Consider the following 19,044-nt stretch of genomic DNA (forward strand, 5'->3'; position numbering starts at 1 on the left):
TCCACGATCGGTATAGGGCATTTTCGCATAGCGGGCGTGAGGGCGGCGGGGTGGGTTGGGTGTTGTCGTTATCGTCGCCGCTCTTTGCTGCCGCTTGATGTCGCTTGATGTCACCACTCACCGTTGCCGTGGATGGGCGAAGAAGAATCGCACCATTTCCGCAGCGGCGTCGGGGCCCGACGGGTCCGTGTACGTGCCGCGTGGGCTGCCGCCAGACCACGCGTGGCCCGCGCCGTGAATCGACCAGTACTCCGCTTCGACGCCGTTCGCGGCGAGCCGACGCTGCACGGTATAGCGACGCTGTGCGTGGGTCGCGCGGGTGGTGTCCGATTGCGCGGCGGCGATCGTGCTTGCGGTGAGATCCGTGGCGCTGGCATCGAACGGCGCGACGAGTGCGATCCCATTCGACGGATGCACGGTCTGATCCGCGTCGCCATGAAACACAATCAGCGGACGTTGCGGCGCGGCGTGAGTACGATGCCGTTGCGCGCCCATGCCGCCCTTCATCGCGGCGAGCGCCGAGGGCAGACCCTTCGCGCTGCCGTAGGCCAGGCCTGAATGCACTCCGGCGGCGGCGTACAGATCGGGCGACGTGGTCAGCATGATGTCCGCCATCGCGCCGCCTGCCGACAGACCCGCGACATACACCCGCGCCGGATCCACGCGATAGCGCGCCGTCACCTCGCGCGTAATGCCGGCGATCAACGACGGTTCGCCCTGATCGCGTTGCTGATCCTCAGGTTTGAACCAGTTCCAGCAGGTCGAGTGATTCGCCGCCTGCGATTGATTCGGATAGACGACGAGGAAGCCGTGACGCTCCGCCAGCTCGTTCATGCGCGTGCCGGCGGCGAAGTCGTCGGCGTTCTGCGTGCAGCCGTGCAGCATAACGATCAGCGGCAGCGGGGTGTCGTTATAGACAGCGGGCACGTACAGCTTGTAGCCGCGTTGGCCCGCGTGATTGCTGAACGTGTGCGTGCTGAAGACGCCGGGGGCGTCGGCGTCGATCGTGGTGTCGGCTTGGGTGTGGGGAGGTTGGTGCGCCTGAGTTTGAGCGTAGGCGTTGGTCCATGCCTGCGACCATTCGCCCGCGCTGCGAGGCATGTTGGGGTGCGCGTTCGGGTGCGCGGCGTTGGGTTGTCCAGGCTGCGCGTGTTGTGCGCTGTTGGTGGCGTTGCCGCCACCATCGCCGCTGCTGTGTCCATGGCCTTTGCCGCCCGCGAGCGCTCGTTGAACCGCTGCAGTGGCTTCCTTCGGGCCTTTCGTGCGCAACAGGTCGAAGGCTTCTTTCATCGACTTTAAAAAATCTTCGTTCACTTTCATGATGGTTTGCGTTGGCCTGAGTTGAGGCGTGAGCGACGCTCGGTGAAGTGCGCCACGGGTTACGCCATGCAATCAATCAATCTATCTATCGAAAAGCTCGCCTAGCGGATGCGGCCCGCGAGCGCCGCCTTGACCGCGGGCGACGCGTGAAACGCCCCCAGCACCTCCACCGATGCGATCGTGGCCGTCGCCAGTTCCGGCGGGACGTCGGCGGCGATGCTGGCAAGGCCGAGCACGTGAATGTCGAGTTGCTCATGGGCGGCCTGCGCGGCTTCGAGATCGCCCCGCGAGAAGTGCTGCAGGCCGAGCACCATTGCGCGGCGCGTTACGGTTTCCGTGACGACCTGCGCATGCACCGCGAGCTGGTTACGGATCGCCGTGCGAATCAGATCGGTGCGGTTCGAATAAAAGCCTTCTTCGACCAGCAGATCGATCTGCCCGAGGTCGACCGGGCCGAGATTGATGGTGATCTTTTCAGTCTCGCCGCCTTTCGGGCGCGAGGTATCGACGAGGTTGAGTTTAGGCATTCATACTCCGTTTGGCATCTGAATGGCATCCCCATGCCATCCAATGGGATGGTTATACGCCTGTCGGCTGACCGGGGTCAATGAGAAAAAACAGGGCGCACTAAGTCCGCTGACGCCGGCGCATGCTTCTTGCTCAGAGATGCGAACCCTCGTCAGCGCAATGTGCGGCAACCGATACGCCGCGCCATGCGCAAGCCCGCCTCAGCCCGACCGATCAGCAGGGAGCCGTCATGAAAGGACTTCAGCAAACGCTATGCGCTGCAATTTTTACCAGTGCGATTTGCTTTCTGACCGGATGCGGGGGCGGGAGCGGCGGCGGCAGTTCGAGCGGCAGCACCACCACGCCGCCGGCGGGTGGCGTCACGTTGCAGGTGGTGTCGTTTGGCGACAGTCTTTCGGATGTCGGGACGTATGCGCCGATCGCGAGTGCGGTGGGCGGCGGACGCTTCACGACCAATCCCGGACAGGTGTGGACTCAGGACGTCGCGCAGTACTACGGCAACACGCTCACCGCGGCATTCACGATCAACCTCACGCATGAACTGAGTCCGCAGAGTGGCTTGGGGTACGCGGAAGGCGGTTCGACGGTGGCGACGCCGGCCGACCAGTACGACTTCCTGACCGCGGTGATCGGCAACGTCGAGATGCCGGTCAATCAGCAGGTGGGGAGCTATCTGAGCGCTCACACGAGCTTCAATGCGAACCAGTTGGTGCTCGTGTGGGCCGGCGCGAACGACGTGCTGCGTGCGGGCACGTTGCCGACCGCCGCGCCGGTCGTGCAGACGGCCGCTGCGGCGCTCGCGCAGGTCGTTGGGCAGATCGTGGGGAACGGCGCGACGCACGTGGTGGTGGTCAACCTGCCGAATATCGGACTGTCGCCCAAAGGGCTCGCCCAGCCTGACGGCGGGGCCAACCTGACCCAGTTGTCGCAACTCTTCAACAGCGACCTCACCACGGCGTTGCAAGCCAATGGGCTGCAAGGCAAGGTGATCCCGGTCGACGCCTATACCTGGCTGAACGGGATCATCGCGAACTTTCAGAGCTACGGCTTTACGGTGTCGAACACCGCGATGGCTTGCGACCCGTCGAAAACGCCGGATGACACGTCGTTGCTGTGCTCGCCGGCCACGTACTCGGCGGCCAATGCCGACCAGACGTATATGTTCGCCGACGACTTGCATCCGACGACGCATGTGCATGCGTTATTCGCGCAGTACGTGGAGCAGCAGGTCGCGGCGAGCGGGTTGGGGCATTAACGAGCGGGGGCGGTGGGCGGCGAGCCGCGCCGCCTACATCAGCACAATGTCGTACTGCTCCTGACTCAGATTCGACTCCACCTGCAACGACACCGGCTTGCCGATGAAGTCGATCAGCATGGCCAGATGCTGCGACTCTTCCTCGAGGAACAGATCGATCACCTGCTGCGATGCCACCACGCGAAACTCGCGCGGATTGAACTGCCGCGACTCGCGCAGAATCTCGCGCAGCACGTCGTAGCACACCGTACGCGGCGTCTTGACCTGCCCCTTGCCCTGGCAAACCGGACACGGTTCGCACAGCACATGCGCCAACGATTCGCGCGTGCGCTTGCGCGTCATTTCCACCAGCCCAAGCTGCGAGAAACCATTCACGGTGACGCGCGTGCGATCGCGCGATAACGCCTTCTTCAACTCGCCCAGCACCTGATCGCGATGCTCGACGTTCTCCATGTCGATGAAGTCGATGATGATCACGCCGCCGAGATTGCGCAGCCGCAACTGCCGCGCGATGGTATGCGCGGCTTCGAGATTGGTCTTGAAGATCGTATCGTCGAAGTTGCGCGCGCCGACATAGCCGCCGGTGTTCACGTCGATCGTGGTCATGGCTTCGGTCTGGTCGATCACCAGATAGCCGCCCGACTTCAGATCCACGCGGCGCGACAATGCGCGCTGAATTTCCGCCTCGATGTTGTACAGATCAAAGAGCGGCCGCTCGCCGGTGTAGTGATGCAGTTTCGACGACACCGCCGGCGTGAACTCCGCGGCGAAGTCGGCGAGCATCTGATACGTTTCGCGCGAGTCGACCTGAATGCGCGAGCTGTCGTCGTTGACGAAATCGCGCAGCACACGCTGCGCCAGATTCAGATCCTGATAGAGCAGGCTGGTCGGCGGCATGCGCTGACCTTGCGAGATGATGGTTGCCCACGTCTTGCGCAGATAGGAGACGTCGCCGGCGAGTTCTTCACTGGTCGCATCTTCGGCGATGGTGCGGACGATGTAGCCGCCTTTTTCATCGGCGGGCAGCACAGCGGTTAAACGCGCGCGCACCGCTTCACGTTCGGCCTCGCTCTCGATCTTCTGCGAGATGCCGATATGCGGCTCCTGCGGCAGATACACGAGCGTGCGCCCGGCAATACTCACTTGCGTGGAGAGCCGCGCGCCCTTGGTGCCGATCGGATCCTTCACGACCTGCACCATCAGCGTCTGACCTTCGAAGACGATCTTTTCGATCGGCTGATGCGGCGCCTGATGTTGCGGCTCGCCGGCAATGCGCGGATGCCAGATATCGGCGACGTGCAGAAACGCGGCGCGTTCGAGACCGATGTCGATGAAGGCGGATTGCATGCCCGGCAACACACGGACGACCTTGCCGAGATAGACATTGCCGACGCGGCCGCGCGACAGCGTTCGTTCGACGTGAAGTTCCTGGACGGCGCCTTGCTGGACTAGCGCGACGCGCGTTTCCTGCGGCGTGACATTGATCAGGATTTCTTCATTCATGGTGTTGTTTTAGAAGTCGATGCGCACTGCGCGCAGGAGCGCAGCGGTTTCAAAAAGTGGCAAACCCATGATACCTGAATAGGACCCGTCGATATGTTCGATAAACTCGGCGGCGCGTCCCTGCACGCCGTATGCGCCCGCTTTGCCGAGCGGCTCGCCGCTCGCCGCATAGCGACGAATTGCGTCTGCGTGCAGTGCAGCAAAACGCACCTTCGACACCGACAGCGCGGCGGGCAGCAACGCGCCCTGTGCATCGATCACGGCGATGGCGGTCAACACTTCGTGGTCGCGACCGGCGAGGCGCGTGAGCATCGCGACGGCGTCGTCGGCGTCGAGCGGCTTGCCGAGAATCGCGCCGTCGATCGTGACGGTTGTATCCGCAACCAGAATCGGTCGCGCGGCGTGACCGCCGGCTTCGAGACGCGCGCGTGCCGCCTGCGCCTTGGCGACGCAGACGCGCTGCACGTAGTCGCGCGCGGACTCGTCGGGCAACTCGGCTTCGAGCGCTTCGGCGTCTTCATCGGGGCGGGGCAGCAGCAATTCGAAACGCACGCCGAGCTGTTGCAACAACTCCTGGCGGCGTGGGCTTTGCGAAGCGAGGTAGACGAACGGATGCAGCGGAGGCAGTGAATCGGCGGACGTGGGCATGAACAGGTCTCGATGAATCGGAACAGCGCGTGAGACGCACGAAGTGCTCGAAACACGCGTTTCCTTCAGCAGCCTCGTTCGCTCACACGCGATGGTAGGGGTGATTCTGCGTGATGGTCCACGCGCGGTAAAGCTGTTCGGCGAGCAGCACGCGGACCATCGCGTGCGGCAAGGTCAGGCTCGACACGCGCAACAGCATGTCGGCGCGCGCTTTCAGATCGGGGTCGAGCCCGTCCGCGCCGCCGATCAGAAACGCCACGTCGCGGCCGTCCTGCTGCCAGTCGGGCAACGCGCCCGCCAGTTGCATGGTGGTCCAGTCCTTGCCGCGCTCGTCGAGCGCGACAATGCGCGCGTTCTTCGGCAACGCGGCTTCGATCTTCTGACGCTCGGCTGCCATCACGCTTTCCGCCGGCCGACCGGACGAACGCTGCTCGGGCTTGATCTCGCGCAGCTCGATACGCAACTCGGGCGGCATGCGCTTCGCGTACTCGTCGAAGCCAGTGGCGATCCAGTCCGGCATCTTGTGGCCGACGGCGAGGATATGCAGTTTCATCAGCGGTGGAATCGAAGACTTCGAAGACTTTGACGACGTGCCGGCACAAGGCCGGCCGTTGCGCTTACTTGCGGCGAACCGGCGTCTTGCGCGCGGGCTTCTTCACGGCCGGCGCTTCTTCTTCGTCTTCCTCTTCGTCGGGCTCGCTCGAACGCGCGCCGCCGAACGGATCGGGCGTGGACAGCTTGATGCGCACCGGCTTGTCACCCCAGATTTCCTCGAGGTTGTAGTACTGGCGCAGCGCCGGTTGCAGGATGTGGACGACCGCGTCGCCGCAATCGACCAGCACCCATTCGCCGACGTCGTCGCCTTCGGTGCTGATGACGTCGCCGCCGTTTTGCTTGACGCTATCGCGCACGTTGGACGCGAGCGCCTTGGTCTGGCGGTTCGAGGTGCCGCTCGCGACGATCACGCGATCGAACAGCGAGGTCAGGTGGCTGGTGTTGAACACCTTGATGTCTTGCGCTTTGACGTCTTCGAGAGCGTCGACGATCACGCGTTGCAGTTTACGAATATCCATGGGGTTACCGGTGGTACAGATGATGTTGAAGAATATAGTCCCACACCGCGGTGGGGACATGGCTTGCGGCCCGGGCCTGGCTCTGGTCTTGCGGCTCGGCGCCCGCGAGGGCGAGCCGCTGGCTTACCTGTTCGCGCAGATGCGCGCGAATGTCGGTGGCCGAGACGTTGAACGCAAGCGTCGTATCGATCAGCAAGTGGCCGCAGGGCGTGGCTTGCAGAACGTCGGCGCGGGCACGGCGCGCGTCGATTTCATGAGCGACCGCCGGTGGGATCGACGCGAGGTCGAAACCGGGCCGGGTGGCCGCGCAAATATGTGCGAAGTCGAACAGGCGCCGCCAGTCGCGCCATGTGTCGAGATGCACCAGTTGATCCGCGCCCATCAACAGCGCTATCGATGCATCCTTGCCTTCGCGTTCACGCCAGCGTTGCAGCGTGTCGAGCGTATAAGTCGGACCCTCGTGATCGATCTCGTCGGTTGCGACACGCACGCTTGCGTGCGGCAGCACCAGCTCACCAGCCGCCGCGCGGGTCATGGCGAGGCGATGCACGGCCGGCGAGACGTCCGATTTCTGCCACGGCTGGCCGGCCGGCAGCAGCACCAGTTCGGTCAGTTGCAGCACCTCGGCAAAACGCCGCGCGAGCGCGAGATGGCCGTCGTGGATCGGGTCGAAAGTGCCGCCTAGCAGTCCGATCCGGCGCGGCAGGGCAGCAGGGTGAGCGTTCGGCTTCAGGTGAAGGTCCTTTGTCGTGGCCATGTGCGGGGCGGTGCGGGCGGAAAGCGCGTCACACCCAGTCGCGCGGCACGAGAAAATCGCTGTAAAGACGCGCTTCCGGCGTGCCCGCTTCGGGCTGCCAGTTGTAACGCCAGTTCACCACAGGCGGCATGGACATCAGGATCGACTCCGTGCGTCCGCCGCTCTGCAGCCCGAACAGTGTGCCACGGTCGAAGACCAGATTGAACTCGACGTAGCGTCCACGCCGGTAAGCCTGAAAATCGCGCTCGGCCGGCCCATACGGAATGTTGCGGCGCTTTTCGACGATCGGCATATAGGCGGCGAGGAACGCGTCGCCAACGCTCCTGAGCATCGCGAACGATTGATCGAAGCCCGGCGCCGAAAAATCGTCGAAGAAAATCCCGCCGATGCCGCGCGGTTCGTTGCGGTGCTTGAGGAAGAAATACTCGTCGCACCAGCGCTTGAAACTCGGGTACAGGTCGGCGCCGTAAGGCTGCAGCGCATCGCGGCAGGTGCGGTGAAAATGCTGCGCGTCGTCTTCGTAGCCGTAGTACGGCGTCAGATCCATGCCGCCGCCGAACCAGAACACCGGCTCTTCGCCGGCCTTGGTCGCGATCAGCAGGCGCACGTTCATATGCACGGTCGGGCAGTGCGGATTGTGCGGGTGCAGCACGAGCGACACGCCCATTGCCTCGAAACCACGGCCGGCCAGTTGCGGACGCGCCGCGCTCGCCGAACCCGGCAGCGCGTCGCCCGCGACGTCCGAAAAGCCGATGCCGGCCCGCTCGAAGAACTGGCCGCCTTCGAGAATCCGCGTGCAGCCGCCGCCGCGCAGCTTTTCGCCGGGCGCGCGCTGCCAGGCGTCCGTGGCGAACGTGGTGCCGTCGAACGCGCCGAGCGTGTCCGCGATGTGCGATTGCAGGCCTTGCAGCCAGCTGCGCACGGCTTGTGCGTCGTAGCTCGAATCGGTCATGAATGCAGATACTGAGGGCGGCGCTCGTCGTGCCGCCGGATTCAACGGCAAAGCGCCGCCGCGAAGACCCGCAGTGTAGCGCCGCCGGCGCCACACGCGGGGAAGCGGCGTGGCCGCTTAGTGCTTGCCTTCGGTCCTGGCGTCGTGCTTGCGGTTCAACGCGCGGTAGCCGATGTCGCGGCGATACTGCATGCCGTCGAAGGCGATCTGGTTGATCGTTTCGTACGCGACCGACTGCGCGCTGCGCACCGAATCCGCCAGACCGACCACGCACAGCACGCGGCCGCCCGAGGTGGTCAGCTTGCCGTCGGCGAGCGTGGTGCCGGCGTGGAACGTGACCGAATCCACCGTTTCAGCCGGAATACCGTTGATGCGGTCGCCCTTGCGCGGCGTGTCCGGATAGTTGTGCGCGGCGAGTACAACGCCCAGCGCGGTACGGCGGTCCCACTCCAGTTCGACCGTGTCGAGCGTGCCGGCGATTGCCTGCTCGACCACCTTCGAAAAGTCGCCCTTCAGACGCGCCATGATCGGCTGCGTTTCCGGGTCGCCCATCCGGCAGTTGAATTCGAGCGTTTTCGGGTTGCCTTGCGCGTCGATCATCAGACCCGCGTACAGGAAGCCGGTGAAGCGGATGCCTTCCTTCTCCATGCCGCGCACGGTGGGCAGAATGATTTCGCGCATCACGCGCGCATGCAGTTGCGGCGTGACGATCGGCGCGGGCGAGTACGCGCCCATGCCGCCGGTATTCGGGCCCTGGTCGGCGTCGAGCAGACGCTTGTGGTCCTGGCTCGAGGCGAGCGGCAGCACATGCTTGCCGTCCACCATCACGATGAAGCTCGCTTCTTCGCCGGCGAGGAATTCCTCGATCACGACGCGCGCGCCGGCATCGCCCAGCTTGTTGTCCGACAGCATCATGTCGACCGCGGCGTGCGCTTCTTCCAGCGACAGCGCAACCACCACGCCCTTGCCGGCGGCGAGGCCGTCGGCCTTGATCACGATCGGCGCGCCCCTGGTGTCCAGATAGGCGTGCGCGGCGGCGACGTCGGCGAAGGTTTCGTATTCGGCCGTGGGAATCGCGTGACGCTTCATGAACGCCTTCGCGAAGTCTTTCGAACTTTCGAGCTGGGCGGCTTCTTTGGTCGGCCCGAAAATCTTCAGGCCGCGCGAGCGGAACAGATTGACGATACCGGCCGCCAGCGGCGTTTCCGGCCCGACCAGCGTGAAGGCGATCTGTTCTTTCTCGACGAAGTCGGCGAGCGCGGCCGGCTCGGTGATGTCGACGTTGCGCAGACGTTCGTCTTGTGCGGTGCCGCCATTGCCCGGCGCGACGTAGACGAGCTGAACCCGCGGCGATTGCGCGAGCTTCCATGCGAGCGCATGTTCGCGACCGCCGGAACCGACGACGAGTAACTTCATGTGAATCCCCGAGACTTAAAAACCATAAACGGCTGACGCGGACAGCTCAGCCGTGGAGTACCCGCAACGTTCGCGATGCCGGCGCGCCGCCGTGGCGCGCTCATTCGTCGGCGATCGCGGCGTTTGTATAGACTTCCTGCACGTCGTCCAGATTTTCCAGCGCGTCGAGCAGCTTCTGCATTTTCAGCGCGTCGTCGCCGGTGAATTCGACTTCCGTCTGAGGTTTCATCGTGACCTCGGCCAGTTCGGCCTTGAAGCCCGCGGCTTCGAGCGCGGTCTTCACCTTCGGGAAATCGTTCGCCGGGCACAGCACTTCGATACTGCCGTCTTCATTCGTGACGACGTCGTCGGCGCCGGCTTCGAGCGCGGCTTCCATCAGCTTGTCTTCCGCCGTGCCGGGCGCGAACAGGAACTGGCCGACGTGATCGAACATGAACGACACCGAGCCGTCCGTGCCCATGTTGCCGCCGTTCTTCGAGAACGCGTGACGCACGTCCGCCACCGTACGGGTACGGTTGTCGGTCATGGTGTCGACGATCACCGCCGCGCCGCCGATGCCGTAGCCTTCGTAGCGGATTTCTTCGTAGCTTGCGCCGTCGACTCCGCCTACGCCACGCTGGATCGCGCGGTTGACGTTATCTTTCGGCATGTTGGCGTCGTACGACTTTTCGACGGCGAGCCGCAGACGCGGGTTCGAGTCGATGTCGCCGCCGCCCATGCGCGCCGCGACCTGAATTTCCTTGATGAGCCGCGTCCAGACCTTGCCGCGCTTGGCGTCAGCCGCTGCTTTCTTATGCTTGATGTTGGCCCATTTCGAATGACCCGCCATACCTTTCTCCGTCGCGCGCGCCAGTGGGGCGCACGCATTGTGCAATTGTCGTTGCGATGTCGGGCGCTTGCGCGTGGGAATCGCGATGGCGCGCCTCGATGTCTAACCGTCTGGTGTGTGACCGCACGGGGTAAGCCCCGGCCGTGTCCAGGCGCCCTTGACCCGCTTCCCAAAGCGGGTTGCCCGAGGTTCGCCGCCCGTGTGAAGGCGCGATGCGCCGGGCAATAGCGCCAGTTAAGCCGCTCTTTGAGCGGATTCGAATTTTATCACGGCGGCGGGGTGCGGCAGAGGGGGAGGCGGCGGGAAACGGTGACGAAAGTGCGGGGCAGCGGCGTTTTACGCCCGCTAACCCGCACTTTTTCATGCAATTCTCAGTTCTTCGTACCGAACAACCGGTCGCCGGCGTCGCCGAGACCCGGCACGATGTACGCGTGCTCGTTCAGGTGCGAATCGAGCGACGCGACGTACAGCTTGACGTCCGGATGCGCGTCCTGGAACACCTGCACGCCTTCCGGCGCGGCCACCAGCGCGAGGAACATGATGTTCTCGCCGGCCACGTTGCGGCGCTTGAGCACGTCTACCGCGTGCACGGCCGAGTAGCCGGTCGCGACCATGGGGTCGCACAGAATGAAGATGCGGTCTTCGAGGTCCGGCAGGCGCACCAGATATTCGACCGGGCGGTGGTCGTCGGCGCGATACACGCCGATGTGACCCACCCGCGCCGACGGCACCAGTTCCAGCAAACCGTCCGACATGCCGATACCGGCCCGCAGCACCGGCACGATGGCGAGCTTCTTGCCGGCGATCACCGGCGCGTCGATCTCCACCAGCGGCGTGGTCAGGCGGCGCGTGGTCATGGGCAGATTGCGGGTGATTTCGTAACCCATCAGCAGCGTGATTTCACGCAGCAGTTCGCGGAACGTGCGAGTCGAGGTGTCCCGGTCACGCATATGCGACAGCTTGTGCTGGATCAGCGGGTGATCGAGGATGAAAAGATTGGGGAAACGGCTGTCCTGAGTCATGGCGGGGGGGGCACGAGCGGCGGCTAGAGGGATCGGTTCGGCGTGTCGCCGGGCCGGCCTGAGGTTGGCTGAGGCTGGCTGGCGGACGCGCCACGGCGCAAGTTTACCGAAAGAGTACCGTCCGACGATACCGGAGATTGCAGCGACCCGGCGCAGTCCGGCACCGATTCTTCTAGAATCGGGGGATTCTGTGCAACGCTTGGCCATCACGAGGACACACACCATGGACATGGGAATCGCCGGACGCACCGCGCTGGTCTGCGCGGCCAGCAAGGGCCTGGGGCGCGGTTGCGCCGAAGCGCTCGCCGCCGAGGGCGTCAACCTGACGATCGTCGCTCGCACCGCGGAAACGCTCGAAGCGACCGCCGCGGAAATTCGCCGCCAGAGCGGCGTGGAAGTGAAGACGGTGGCCTGCGACATCACCACGCCGGAGGGCCGCGCGGCCGCGCTCGCGGCCTGTCCGCAGCCGGACATTCTGGTCAATAACGCGGGCGGCCCGCCGCCGGGCGACTTCCGCAACTTCACGCACGAGGACTGGATCCGCGCGCTCGAGAGCAACATGCTCACGCCGATCGAGCTGATCCGCGCGACCATCGACTCGATGAGCGCACGCGGCTACGGGCGGATCGTCAACATCACCAGTTCGGCGGTGAAGGCGCCGATCGACGTGCTGGGCCTGTCGAACGGCGCGCGCTCGGGGCTGACAGGCTTTGTCGCCGGACTCGCGCGCAAGGTCGCGCCGACCGGCGTGACGATCAACAACCTGCTGCCGGGCCTGTTCGACACCGACCGCATCGCCGTCACGTTCGACGCACAAGCCAAGGCGCAAAACATTTCCGTCGACGACGCGCGCAAGCAGCGCATGAAGACGATCCCCGCCGGCCGCTTCGGCACGAGCGACGAATTCGGCCGCGCCTGCGCGTTTCTGTGCAGCGTGCATGCGGGGTACATCACCGGCCAGAACTGGCTGATCGACGGCGGCGCTTATCCGGGCACGTTCTGAGCGGTCCGGGTTCATCCAGTTTCAAACGGGCGCGTGCCTGAGCGCGTGCCCGCGGTTTCATCCTCACTACAACAACGACAATCACAACGGTTTCAGGAGTCTTACGTCATGAGCACCCGCATTGCGCTGATCGCGCACGATCACAAGAAAGACGACATCGTCAAACTGGCCGGCGAATACGTCGAGACGCTGCGGCGTTGCGAGATCGTCGCGACCGGCACGACCGGCGGTCGGATTGCCGACACGCACGGCCTGACGGTCGAGCGGATGCTGTCGGGCCCGCATGGCGGCGACTTGCAGATCGGTGCGCAACTCGCGGAAGGGCGCGTGGACATGGTGATTTTTCTGCGCGACCCGATGACGCCGCAGCCGCACGAACCGGACATCAACGCGCTGGTGCGCGCGTGCGACGTGCATAACATTCCGTGCGCGACGAATATTTCGACGGCGCGCATGGTGCTCGACGTGCTGACCTTGCGCCAGAAGCAGCAGGCCTGAAGCACCGGTTTCGAATGCGGGCCTTGCCCCGCATTCACGCAACATCACATCAAGGAGACATGATGGTCAAAGCAATCCGATTTGACAAAACCGGCGGCCCGGAAGTGATGAAATGGGTCGACGTCGAGGTAGGCGAGCCGGGCGCGGGCGAACTGCGCATCCGGCAGACGGCGGTCGGGCTGAACTACATCGACGTCTATTTCCGCACGGGCCTCTACCCGTTGCCGCTGCCCGGCGGTCTCGGCATGGAAGCGGCCGGTGAGGTGACCGCGGTCGGCACGGACGTGACCGGCTTCAAGACTGGCGATCGCGTCGCCTATGTGGCGCGTCCGCCCGGCGCTTATACGCAGGAACGCGTGCTGGCGGCGGCGCAAGTCGTCAAGGTGCCGGACGCGCTGACCGACGAGCAGGCGGCTTCGGTGATGTTGCAAGGCTTGACCGCGCAGTATCTGCTGCGCCGTACCTATCCGGTGAAGGCCGGCGACACGATCCTGATTCAGGCGGCGGCCGGCGGCGTCGGGCTGCTGGTGTGCCAATGGGCGAAAGCGCTCGGCGCGACCGTGATCGGCACCGTCGGCTCCGACGAAAAAGCGGAGATCGCCAAGGCGCACGGCTGCGACCACGCGATCGTCTACACGCGCGAGAACTTCACCAGGCGCGTGCGTGAGATCACCAACGGCGCGGGTGTGCCGGTGGTGTACGACTCGATCGGCAAGGACACGTTTACGGCCTCGCTCGATTGCCTCGCGCCGCTCGGCATGTTCGTGAGCTTCGGCAATGCATCGGGACCGTTGCCGCCGATCGATTCGTCGGAATTCGCGGGGCGGGGTTCGCTGTTCTTTACGCGTCCCACGTTGTTCACGTATATCGCCAAACGGGCCGAGTACGAGTCGATGTCGACGGAACTGTTCGACGTGCTGGTGTCGGGCAAGGTGAAGACGAGCATCAATCAGCGCTACGCACTGGCGGATGTCGGTCAGGCGCACGCCGAGCTGGAAGGGCGCCGGACGACCGGGTCGACGGTACTGCTGCCTCAATAACTACGCGTCATAGTCGCGCGGCGGTGCGATCGATCGCGCCGCCGCCACGCCTTGCCCCTTCTGCTTCACCGCCGCGCTCGAATCAGTCGAGCCGCTCGCTGTCACCGCCTTGCCCCCTCCCCTCTATTCCATCTATTCCAGCCATTAACGACCGCCGGAACGGCCGTCCGTTTACGCGATTTTTACACCTCAAGCGGACTCTTTGACCAGGCCTTTACGCGGTTCGGCATAACGTTCCACCTATCCAAAGTCCGTGATATGGAGAACAAAAATGGATGTGCTGTATGTCGGGGGGCTGGTGCTGTTTTTCGCGCTGACCTTTGCATTGATTGCCGGCTGCGAGAAGTTGATGCAGTTTCGTCGTGGGCAGGGAGCGCGGTCATGAACTGGATTCTCTGGTTGTCAGGCGCCGCTACCGCGCTGCTGTTTGCTTATCTGGTCTATGCGCTGTTGCGCGCGGAGGACATTGAATGAACTCGAACAATGTCCTGCAGGCGGGCCTCTTCATCGTCGTGCTGCTGGCCGCCGCGGTGCCGATGTCCCGCTATCTCAGCGCCGTGATGGACGGCAGCTCGCGCGTGGTGCGCCTGGGCGGGCCGCTCGAACGTCTGCTGTATCGCATCGCGGGTGTCGATCCGTCGAAGGAAATGGGCTGGAAGCACTACGCGATCGCCACGATCGCGTTCAATGCCTTGGGCGCGCTGTTCCTGTACGTGTTGTTGCGCGTGCAACAGTGGCTGCCGGGCAACCCGCAGCAGTTCGGCCCGATGACGGTAGACGGCGCGTTCAACACGGCCGTCAGCTTCGTGACCAACACGAACTGGCAAGACTACACGCCGGAACAGACCGTCGGCTATCTGACGCAGATGCTCGGCCTGACCGTGCAGAACTTCTTCTCCGCGGCCACCGGCATCGTGGTGGTGATCGCGTTGATTCGCGGCTTCGCGCGTCACACCGCGCAGACCATCGGCAATTTCTGGGTCGACCTGACGCGCGTGACGCTGTACGTGCTGCTGCCGATGTCGGCGATCATCGCGGCCGTGCTGATGAGCCAGGGCGTGATCCAGAACTTCAAGGCCTATGAGGACGTTCCGACGCTGCAAACCACCACCTACGCCGCGCCGAAGCTCGACGCGCAAGGCAATCCGGTGAAGGACGCGAAGGGCAATGCGGTGACGGTCGACACGCCCGTGAAGACGCAGACGCTCGCCATGGGTCCGGTGGCGTCGCAGGAAGCGATCAAGATGCTCGGCACCAACGGTGGCGGCTTCTTCAACGGCAACTCGGCGCATCCGTATGAAAACCCGACGCCGTTCTCGAACTTCCTGCAGATCTTCTCGATCCTGATCATTCCGGCGGCGTTGGCGCTGGTGTTCGGTCGCATGATCGCGGACCGCAAGCAGGGCGTGGCCGTGCTCGCGGCGATGACGATCGCGTTCGGCGTCTGCGTGTTCGGCGAGATCAGCGCGGAGCAGAGCGGCAATCCGGCCTTCACCGCGTTGCACGTCGATCAGTCGGCCAATGCGCTGCAGGCGGGCGGTAACGCGGAAGGCAAGGAAACGCGCTTCGGTATCGCGCAGTCGGGCATCTTCACGGTCGCGACCACGGCGGCTTCGTGCGGCGCCGTCGCCAATACGCACGACTCGCTGACGCCGATCGGCGGCCTCTATCCGATGCTGCTCATGCAACTCGGCGAAGTGATCTTCGGCGGCGTCGGTTCCGGTATGTACGGGATGCTTGTGTTCGCGCTGCTGGCGGTGTTCGTGGCGGGCCTGATGATCGGCCGTACGCCGGAATACGTCGGCAAGAAGATCGAAGCGTACGAGATGAAGATGGTGTCGATCGTGGTGCTGCTCACGCCAATGCTGGTGCTGGTGGGCACGTCGATCGCGGTGCTGAGCGACGCGGGCAAGGCGGGTATCGCCAACCCCGGCGCGCACGGCTTCTCTGAAATCCTCTATGCGTTCAGCTCGGCCGCCAATAACAACGGCAGTGCGTTCGCCGGCCTGACCGTGAGCACGCCGTTCTACAACTGGCTCACCGCGATCGCGATGTGGTTCGGCCGCTTCGGCACGATCGTCCCGGTGCTCGCGATTGCCGGTTCGCTGGCGTCGAAAAAGCGTATCGGCGTGACCGGCGGCACGCTGCCCACGCACGGCCCGCTGTTCGTCGTGCTGCTGCTCGGCACGGTGTTGCTGGTCGGTGCGCTGACTTATGTGCCTGCGCTTGCGCTCGGTCCTGGTGTCGAACATCTGATGATGATGGGCGCGCATTGAGCGGCCCGACAAGACACATGCGACCCAAGACTGAACAGGTGCAAACGGGAAATTCGAGGATTCAATGACTGAACATAATGCAACCAGGTCCATGTTCGATCCGGCGCTGCTGCGCCCGGCGATCGTGGACTCCTTTAAAAAGCTCACGCCGCGCACGCAGTTCCGTAATCCGGTGATGTTCTGCGTGTACGTCGGCAGCATTCTGACCACCATTCTCTGGATCGCCGCGCTCGGCGGCCAGGCCGAGGCGCCCGCGGGCTTTATTCTCGCGGTCACCTTGTGGCTGTGGTTCACGGTGCTGTTCGCCAACTTCGCGGAAGCGCTCGCCGAAGGCCGTTCCAAGGCCCAGGCCGCGTCGCTGCGCAGCGCGAAGAAAGACGTGATGGCCAAGAAGCTCAACGAGCCGCATCCGAAGTCGCCGATCCGCATTCTGACGGCTTCCGATCTGCGCAAGGGCGATGTCGTGCTGGTCGAAACCGGCGACGTGATTCCGGCCGACGGCGAAGTGATCGACGGTGTCGCGTCGGTGGACGAATCGGCGATTACCGGTGAATCCGCGCCGGTGATCCGCGAGTCGGGCGGCGATTTTTCGTCGGTGACGGGCGGCACGCGTGTGCTGTCCGACTGGATCGTCGTGCGCGTCACGGCGAATCCGGGCGAGGCGTTCCTCGACCGCATGATCGCGATGGTGGAAGGCGCCAAGCGTCAGAAAACGCCGAACGAAATCGCGCTGACCATTCTGCTGGTCGCACTGACCATCGTGATGCTGCTCGCCACCGCCACGCTGCTGCCGTTCTCGATGTTCTCGGTCGAAGCCGCCAAATCCGGCCACGTGGTGACGATCACCGCGCTGGTCGCGCTGCTGGTGTGTCTGATTCCGACCACCATCGGCGGGCTGCTGTCGGCGATCGGCGTGGCCGGTATGAGCCGGATGATGCAGGCCAACGTGATCGCCACCTCGGGCCGCGCGGTGGAAGCCGCCGGCGACGTCGACGTGCTGCTGCTCGACAAGACCGGCACGATCACGCTCGGCAACCGTCAGGCGTCGCAATTCGTGCCGGCGCCCGGCCTCACCGAAGAAGCGCTCGCGGACGCCGCGCAGTTGTCGTCGCTCGCCGATGAAACGCCGGAAGGCCGCAGCATCGTCGTGCTGGCCAAGCAACGCTTCAACATCCGCCAACGCGATATGGCTTCGCTGCAGGCCGTGTTCCTCGCCTTCACCGCGCAAACGCGGATGAGCGGCGTCGATCTGCCGGGCCGTGAAATCCGCAAGGGTGCGTCCGACGCGGTGAAGAACTACGTCGAAGCGCACGGTGGCCGTTTCCCGAACGAAGTCAGCAACGCCGTGGCCGAAGTCGCCCGGCGCGGCAGCACGCCGCTGGTGGTCGCCGAAAAGGGCGAGCAGGGCGCGCGCGTGCTCGGCGTGATCGAGTTGAAGGACGTGGTGAAGGGCGGCATCAAGGAGCGTTTCGCCGAACTGCGCAAGATGGGCATCAAGACCATCATGGTGACCGGCGACAACCGTCTGACGGCCGCCGCCATTGCCGCGGAAGCGGGCGTCGACGATTTCCTCGCCGAAGCCACGCCGGAAGCGAAGCTCGCCACGATCCGCGCGCACCAGGCCGAAGGCCGTCTGGTGGCGATGACCGGCGACGGCACCAACGACGCCCCGGCGCTCGCGCAGGCCGATGTCGCGGTGGCGATGAACACCGGCACGCAGGCGGCGAAAGAAGCCGGCAACATGGTCGACCTCGATTCGAACCCGACCAAGCTGATCGAGATCGTCGAGATCGGCAAGCAGATGCTGATGACACGCGGGTCGCTGACCACCTTCTCGATCGCCAACGACGTCGCCAAGTACTTCGCGATCATTCCTGCCGCGTTCGCCACGACCTATCCGGCGTTGAACGCGCTGAACGTGATGCATCTGGCCACGCCGGCCTCGGCGATCATGTCGGCGGTGATTTTCAACGCGCTGATCATCGTGCTGCTGATTCCGCTGGCGCTCAAGGGTGTGCGTTACCGGGCACTCGGCGCGGCGGTGCTGTTGCGCCGCAATCTGCTGGTCTACGGTCTGGGCGGGATCATCGTGCCGTTCATCGGCATCAAGCTGATCGATATGGTGCTGGCCGCGTTCGGCTGGGTTTGAGAACGCTAAAGCTCAAGAGAGATTAAACATCATGAAAAATCTGTTCCGTCCGTTAATCGTGATCTTCGCGGTGCTGACCGCCGTCACCGGACTCGCTTATCCCGCCGTGATGACCGTGGTCGGCCAGGCGGCTTTCCACGATCAGGCCAACGGCAGCCTGATCGAACAGAACGGCAAGGTGGTCGGCTCGAAGCTGATCGGCCAGCAGTTCGATGCGCCGCAGTATTTCTGGGGCCGTCTGTCGGCCACCAGCCCGATGCCGTATAACGCGACGGGTTCGAGCGGTTCGAATCTCGGGCCGACCAACCCGGCGCTGCTCGACGAAATCAAAGGTCGCATCGACGCGTTGAAGGCCGCCGGCACCGATATGTCGAAGCCGGTGCCGGTGGATCTGGTGACCTCGTCAGGCAGCGGTCTCGATCCGGAGATCAGCCCGGCGGCGGCTGCGTATCAGATCGAACGCGTCGCCAACGCGCGCAAGCTCGCGGTCAACGACGTGCAGGCGCTGGTGGACCGTTATACGAGCGGCCGTCAGTTCGGCGTCCTCGGCGAGGCGCGTGTCAACGTGCTGCAATTGAATCTGGCGCTGGACGAGATGAAGCACGGTTGATAGCACGTGCGGTGCTTCGCAAAGGCGGCGTCCGCACGACGCCGCCTTTGCCTTTTTGACGGAGCGCGACAACGGTGATGACCCGCAGGCACTACACGGCAATGCACCCCTATTTGCGGGCCGGCCGCCGGCGTGCCACCATGCACACACCGTCGCTCGTCCAAC

Annotated in this window: 20 protein-coding genes; 9 read left to right on the forward strand and 11 right to left on the reverse strand. The window is 64.3% G+C overall.

Features of this window, described 5'->3' with window-relative positions:
- Positions 1–117: 117 nt before the first annotated feature.
- Together HWY05_RS28570 and HWY05_RS28575 are read right to left on the reverse strand one after the other, a co-directional pair.
- Positions 118–1,320 (reverse strand): PHB depolymerase family esterase, encoded by a 1,203-nt coding sequence (locus HWY05_RS28570; RefSeq protein WP_176060446.1) that lies wholly within the window; start codon positions 1,318–1,320, stop codon positions 118–120.
- 101 nt (positions 1,321–1,421) lie between these two features.
- Entirely contained in the window at positions 1,422–1,847 is a 426-nt protein-coding gene (locus HWY05_RS28575) for a CopG family transcriptional regulator (protein WP_035551896.1), read from the reverse strand.
- Between the two features lie 230 nt (positions 1,848–2,077).
- On the opposite strand from HWY05_RS28575, the gene HWY05_RS28580 reads away from it, so the two are divergent.
- A complete protein-coding gene (locus tag HWY05_RS28580) occupies positions 2,078–3,103 on the forward strand; it encodes an SGNH/GDSL hydrolase family protein (RefSeq protein WP_176060447.1) in 1,026 nt (341 codons plus the stop codon).
- 33 nt (positions 3,104–3,136) lie between these two features.
- Here HWY05_RS28580 and rng read toward each other — a convergent pair whose 3' ends face one another.
- The 9 genes from rng to upp form a co-directional block, all read right to left on the reverse strand.
- Complete coding sequence (rng, locus tag HWY05_RS28585; protein WP_035551889.1) at positions 3,137–4,606, reverse strand: ribonuclease G; 1,470 nt, start codon at positions 4,604–4,606, stop codon at positions 3,137–3,139.
- Between the two features lie 9 nt (positions 4,607–4,615).
- Complete coding sequence (locus tag HWY05_RS28590) at positions 4,616–5,254, reverse strand: Maf family protein (protein WP_176060448.1); 639 nt, start codon at positions 5,252–5,254, stop codon at positions 4,616–4,618.
- Positions 5,255–5,336: 82 nt separating this feature from the next.
- Complete coding sequence (gene rlmH / locus HWY05_RS28595) at positions 5,337–5,807, reverse strand: 23S rRNA (pseudouridine(1915)-N(3))-methyltransferase RlmH (protein WP_035551884.1); 471 nt, start codon at positions 5,805–5,807, stop codon at positions 5,337–5,339.
- 64 nt (positions 5,808–5,871) lie between these two features.
- Positions 5,872–6,327 carry a ribosome silencing factor gene (gene rsfS, locus HWY05_RS28600; protein WP_035551881.1) on the reverse strand — a complete coding sequence of 152 codons (456 nt, stop codon included), beginning with the start codon at positions 6,325–6,327 and terminating at the stop codon, positions 5,872–5,874.
- Positions 6,328–6,331: 4 nt separating this feature from the next.
- The gene (locus tag HWY05_RS28605) at positions 6,332–7,084 is read right to left on the reverse strand and encodes a nicotinate-nucleotide adenylyltransferase (RefSeq protein ID WP_035551878.1); all 753 of its coding nucleotides are present in this window, start codon (positions 7,082–7,084) and stop codon (positions 6,332–6,334) included.
- A gap of 28 nt (positions 7,085–7,112) precedes the next feature.
- Positions 7,113–8,036 (reverse strand): oxygen-dependent coproporphyrinogen oxidase, encoded by a 924-nt coding sequence (gene hemF, locus HWY05_RS28610; protein WP_035551875.1) that lies wholly within the window; start codon positions 8,034–8,036, stop codon positions 7,113–7,115.
- Positions 8,037–8,153: 117 nt separating this feature from the next.
- Positions 8,154–9,452 carry a phosphoribosylamine--glycine ligase gene (gene purD, locus HWY05_RS28615; RefSeq protein WP_035551874.1) on the reverse strand — a complete coding sequence of 433 codons (1,299 nt, stop codon included), beginning with the start codon at positions 9,450–9,452 and terminating at the stop codon, positions 8,154–8,156.
- Positions 9,453–9,552: 100 nt separating this feature from the next.
- Complete coding sequence (locus HWY05_RS28620) at positions 9,553–10,281, reverse strand: YebC/PmpR family DNA-binding transcriptional regulator (RefSeq protein ID WP_035551871.1); 729 nt, start codon at positions 10,279–10,281, stop codon at positions 9,553–9,555.
- A gap of 371 nt (positions 10,282–10,652) precedes the next feature.
- Positions 10,653–11,303: a uracil phosphoribosyltransferase gene (gene upp / locus HWY05_RS28625; protein ID WP_035551870.1), complete on the reverse strand. Its 651-nt coding sequence runs from the start codon at positions 11,301–11,303 to the stop codon at positions 10,653–10,655.
- A 223-nt stretch (positions 11,304–11,526) separates the two neighbouring features.
- On the opposite strand from upp, the gene HWY05_RS28630 reads away from it, so the two are divergent.
- From HWY05_RS28630 to kdpC, 8 genes are all read left to right on the forward strand, one after another.
- Positions 11,527–12,306, forward strand: a complete 780-nt coding sequence (locus HWY05_RS28630; protein WP_035551869.1) for an SDR family oxidoreductase — start codon at positions 11,527–11,529, stop codon at positions 12,304–12,306.
- 108 nt (positions 12,307–12,414) lie between these two features.
- Positions 12,415–12,804, forward strand: a complete 390-nt coding sequence (locus HWY05_RS28635) for a methylglyoxal synthase (RefSeq protein WP_035551868.1) — start codon at positions 12,415–12,417, stop codon at positions 12,802–12,804.
- A 62-nt stretch (positions 12,805–12,866) separates the two neighbouring features.
- Positions 12,867–13,844, forward strand: a complete 978-nt coding sequence (locus HWY05_RS28640) for a quinone oxidoreductase (protein ID WP_176060480.1) — start codon at positions 12,867–12,869, stop codon at positions 13,842–13,844.
- 271 nt (positions 13,845–14,115) lie between these two features.
- A complete protein-coding gene (locus tag HWY05_RS28645) occupies positions 14,116–14,229 on the forward strand; it encodes a hypothetical protein (RefSeq protein WP_028196918.1) in 114 nt (37 codons plus the stop codon).
- Positions 14,226–14,318: a K(+)-transporting ATPase subunit F gene (gene kdpF, locus HWY05_RS28650; RefSeq protein ID WP_007583461.1), complete on the forward strand. Its 93-nt coding sequence runs from the start codon at positions 14,226–14,228 to the stop codon at positions 14,316–14,318. The genes HWY05_RS28645 and kdpF overlap by 4 nt, the downstream gene beginning before the upstream one ends.
- A complete protein-coding gene (gene kdpA, locus HWY05_RS28655; RefSeq protein ID WP_176060449.1) occupies positions 14,315–16,120 on the forward strand; it encodes a potassium-transporting ATPase subunit KdpA in 1,806 nt (601 codons plus the stop codon). The genes kdpF and kdpA overlap by 4 nt, the downstream gene beginning before the upstream one ends.
- A 64-nt stretch (positions 16,121–16,184) precedes the next feature.
- Complete coding sequence (gene kdpB / locus HWY05_RS28660; protein ID WP_035551865.1) at positions 16,185–18,269, forward strand: potassium-transporting ATPase subunit KdpB; 2,085 nt, start codon at positions 16,185–16,187, stop codon at positions 18,267–18,269.
- 31 nt (positions 18,270–18,300) lie between these two features.
- Positions 18,301–18,879 carry a potassium-transporting ATPase subunit KdpC gene (gene kdpC, locus HWY05_RS28665; RefSeq protein ID WP_176060450.1) on the forward strand — a complete coding sequence of 193 codons (579 nt, stop codon included), beginning with the start codon at positions 18,301–18,303 and terminating at the stop codon, positions 18,877–18,879.
- The last annotated feature ends 165 nt before the right edge of the window (positions 18,880–19,044 follow it).

Source organism: Paraburkholderia sp. BCC1876, assembly GCF_902833695.1.
GTDB lineage: Bacteria > Pseudomonadota > Gammaproteobacteria > Burkholderiales > Burkholderiaceae > Paraburkholderia.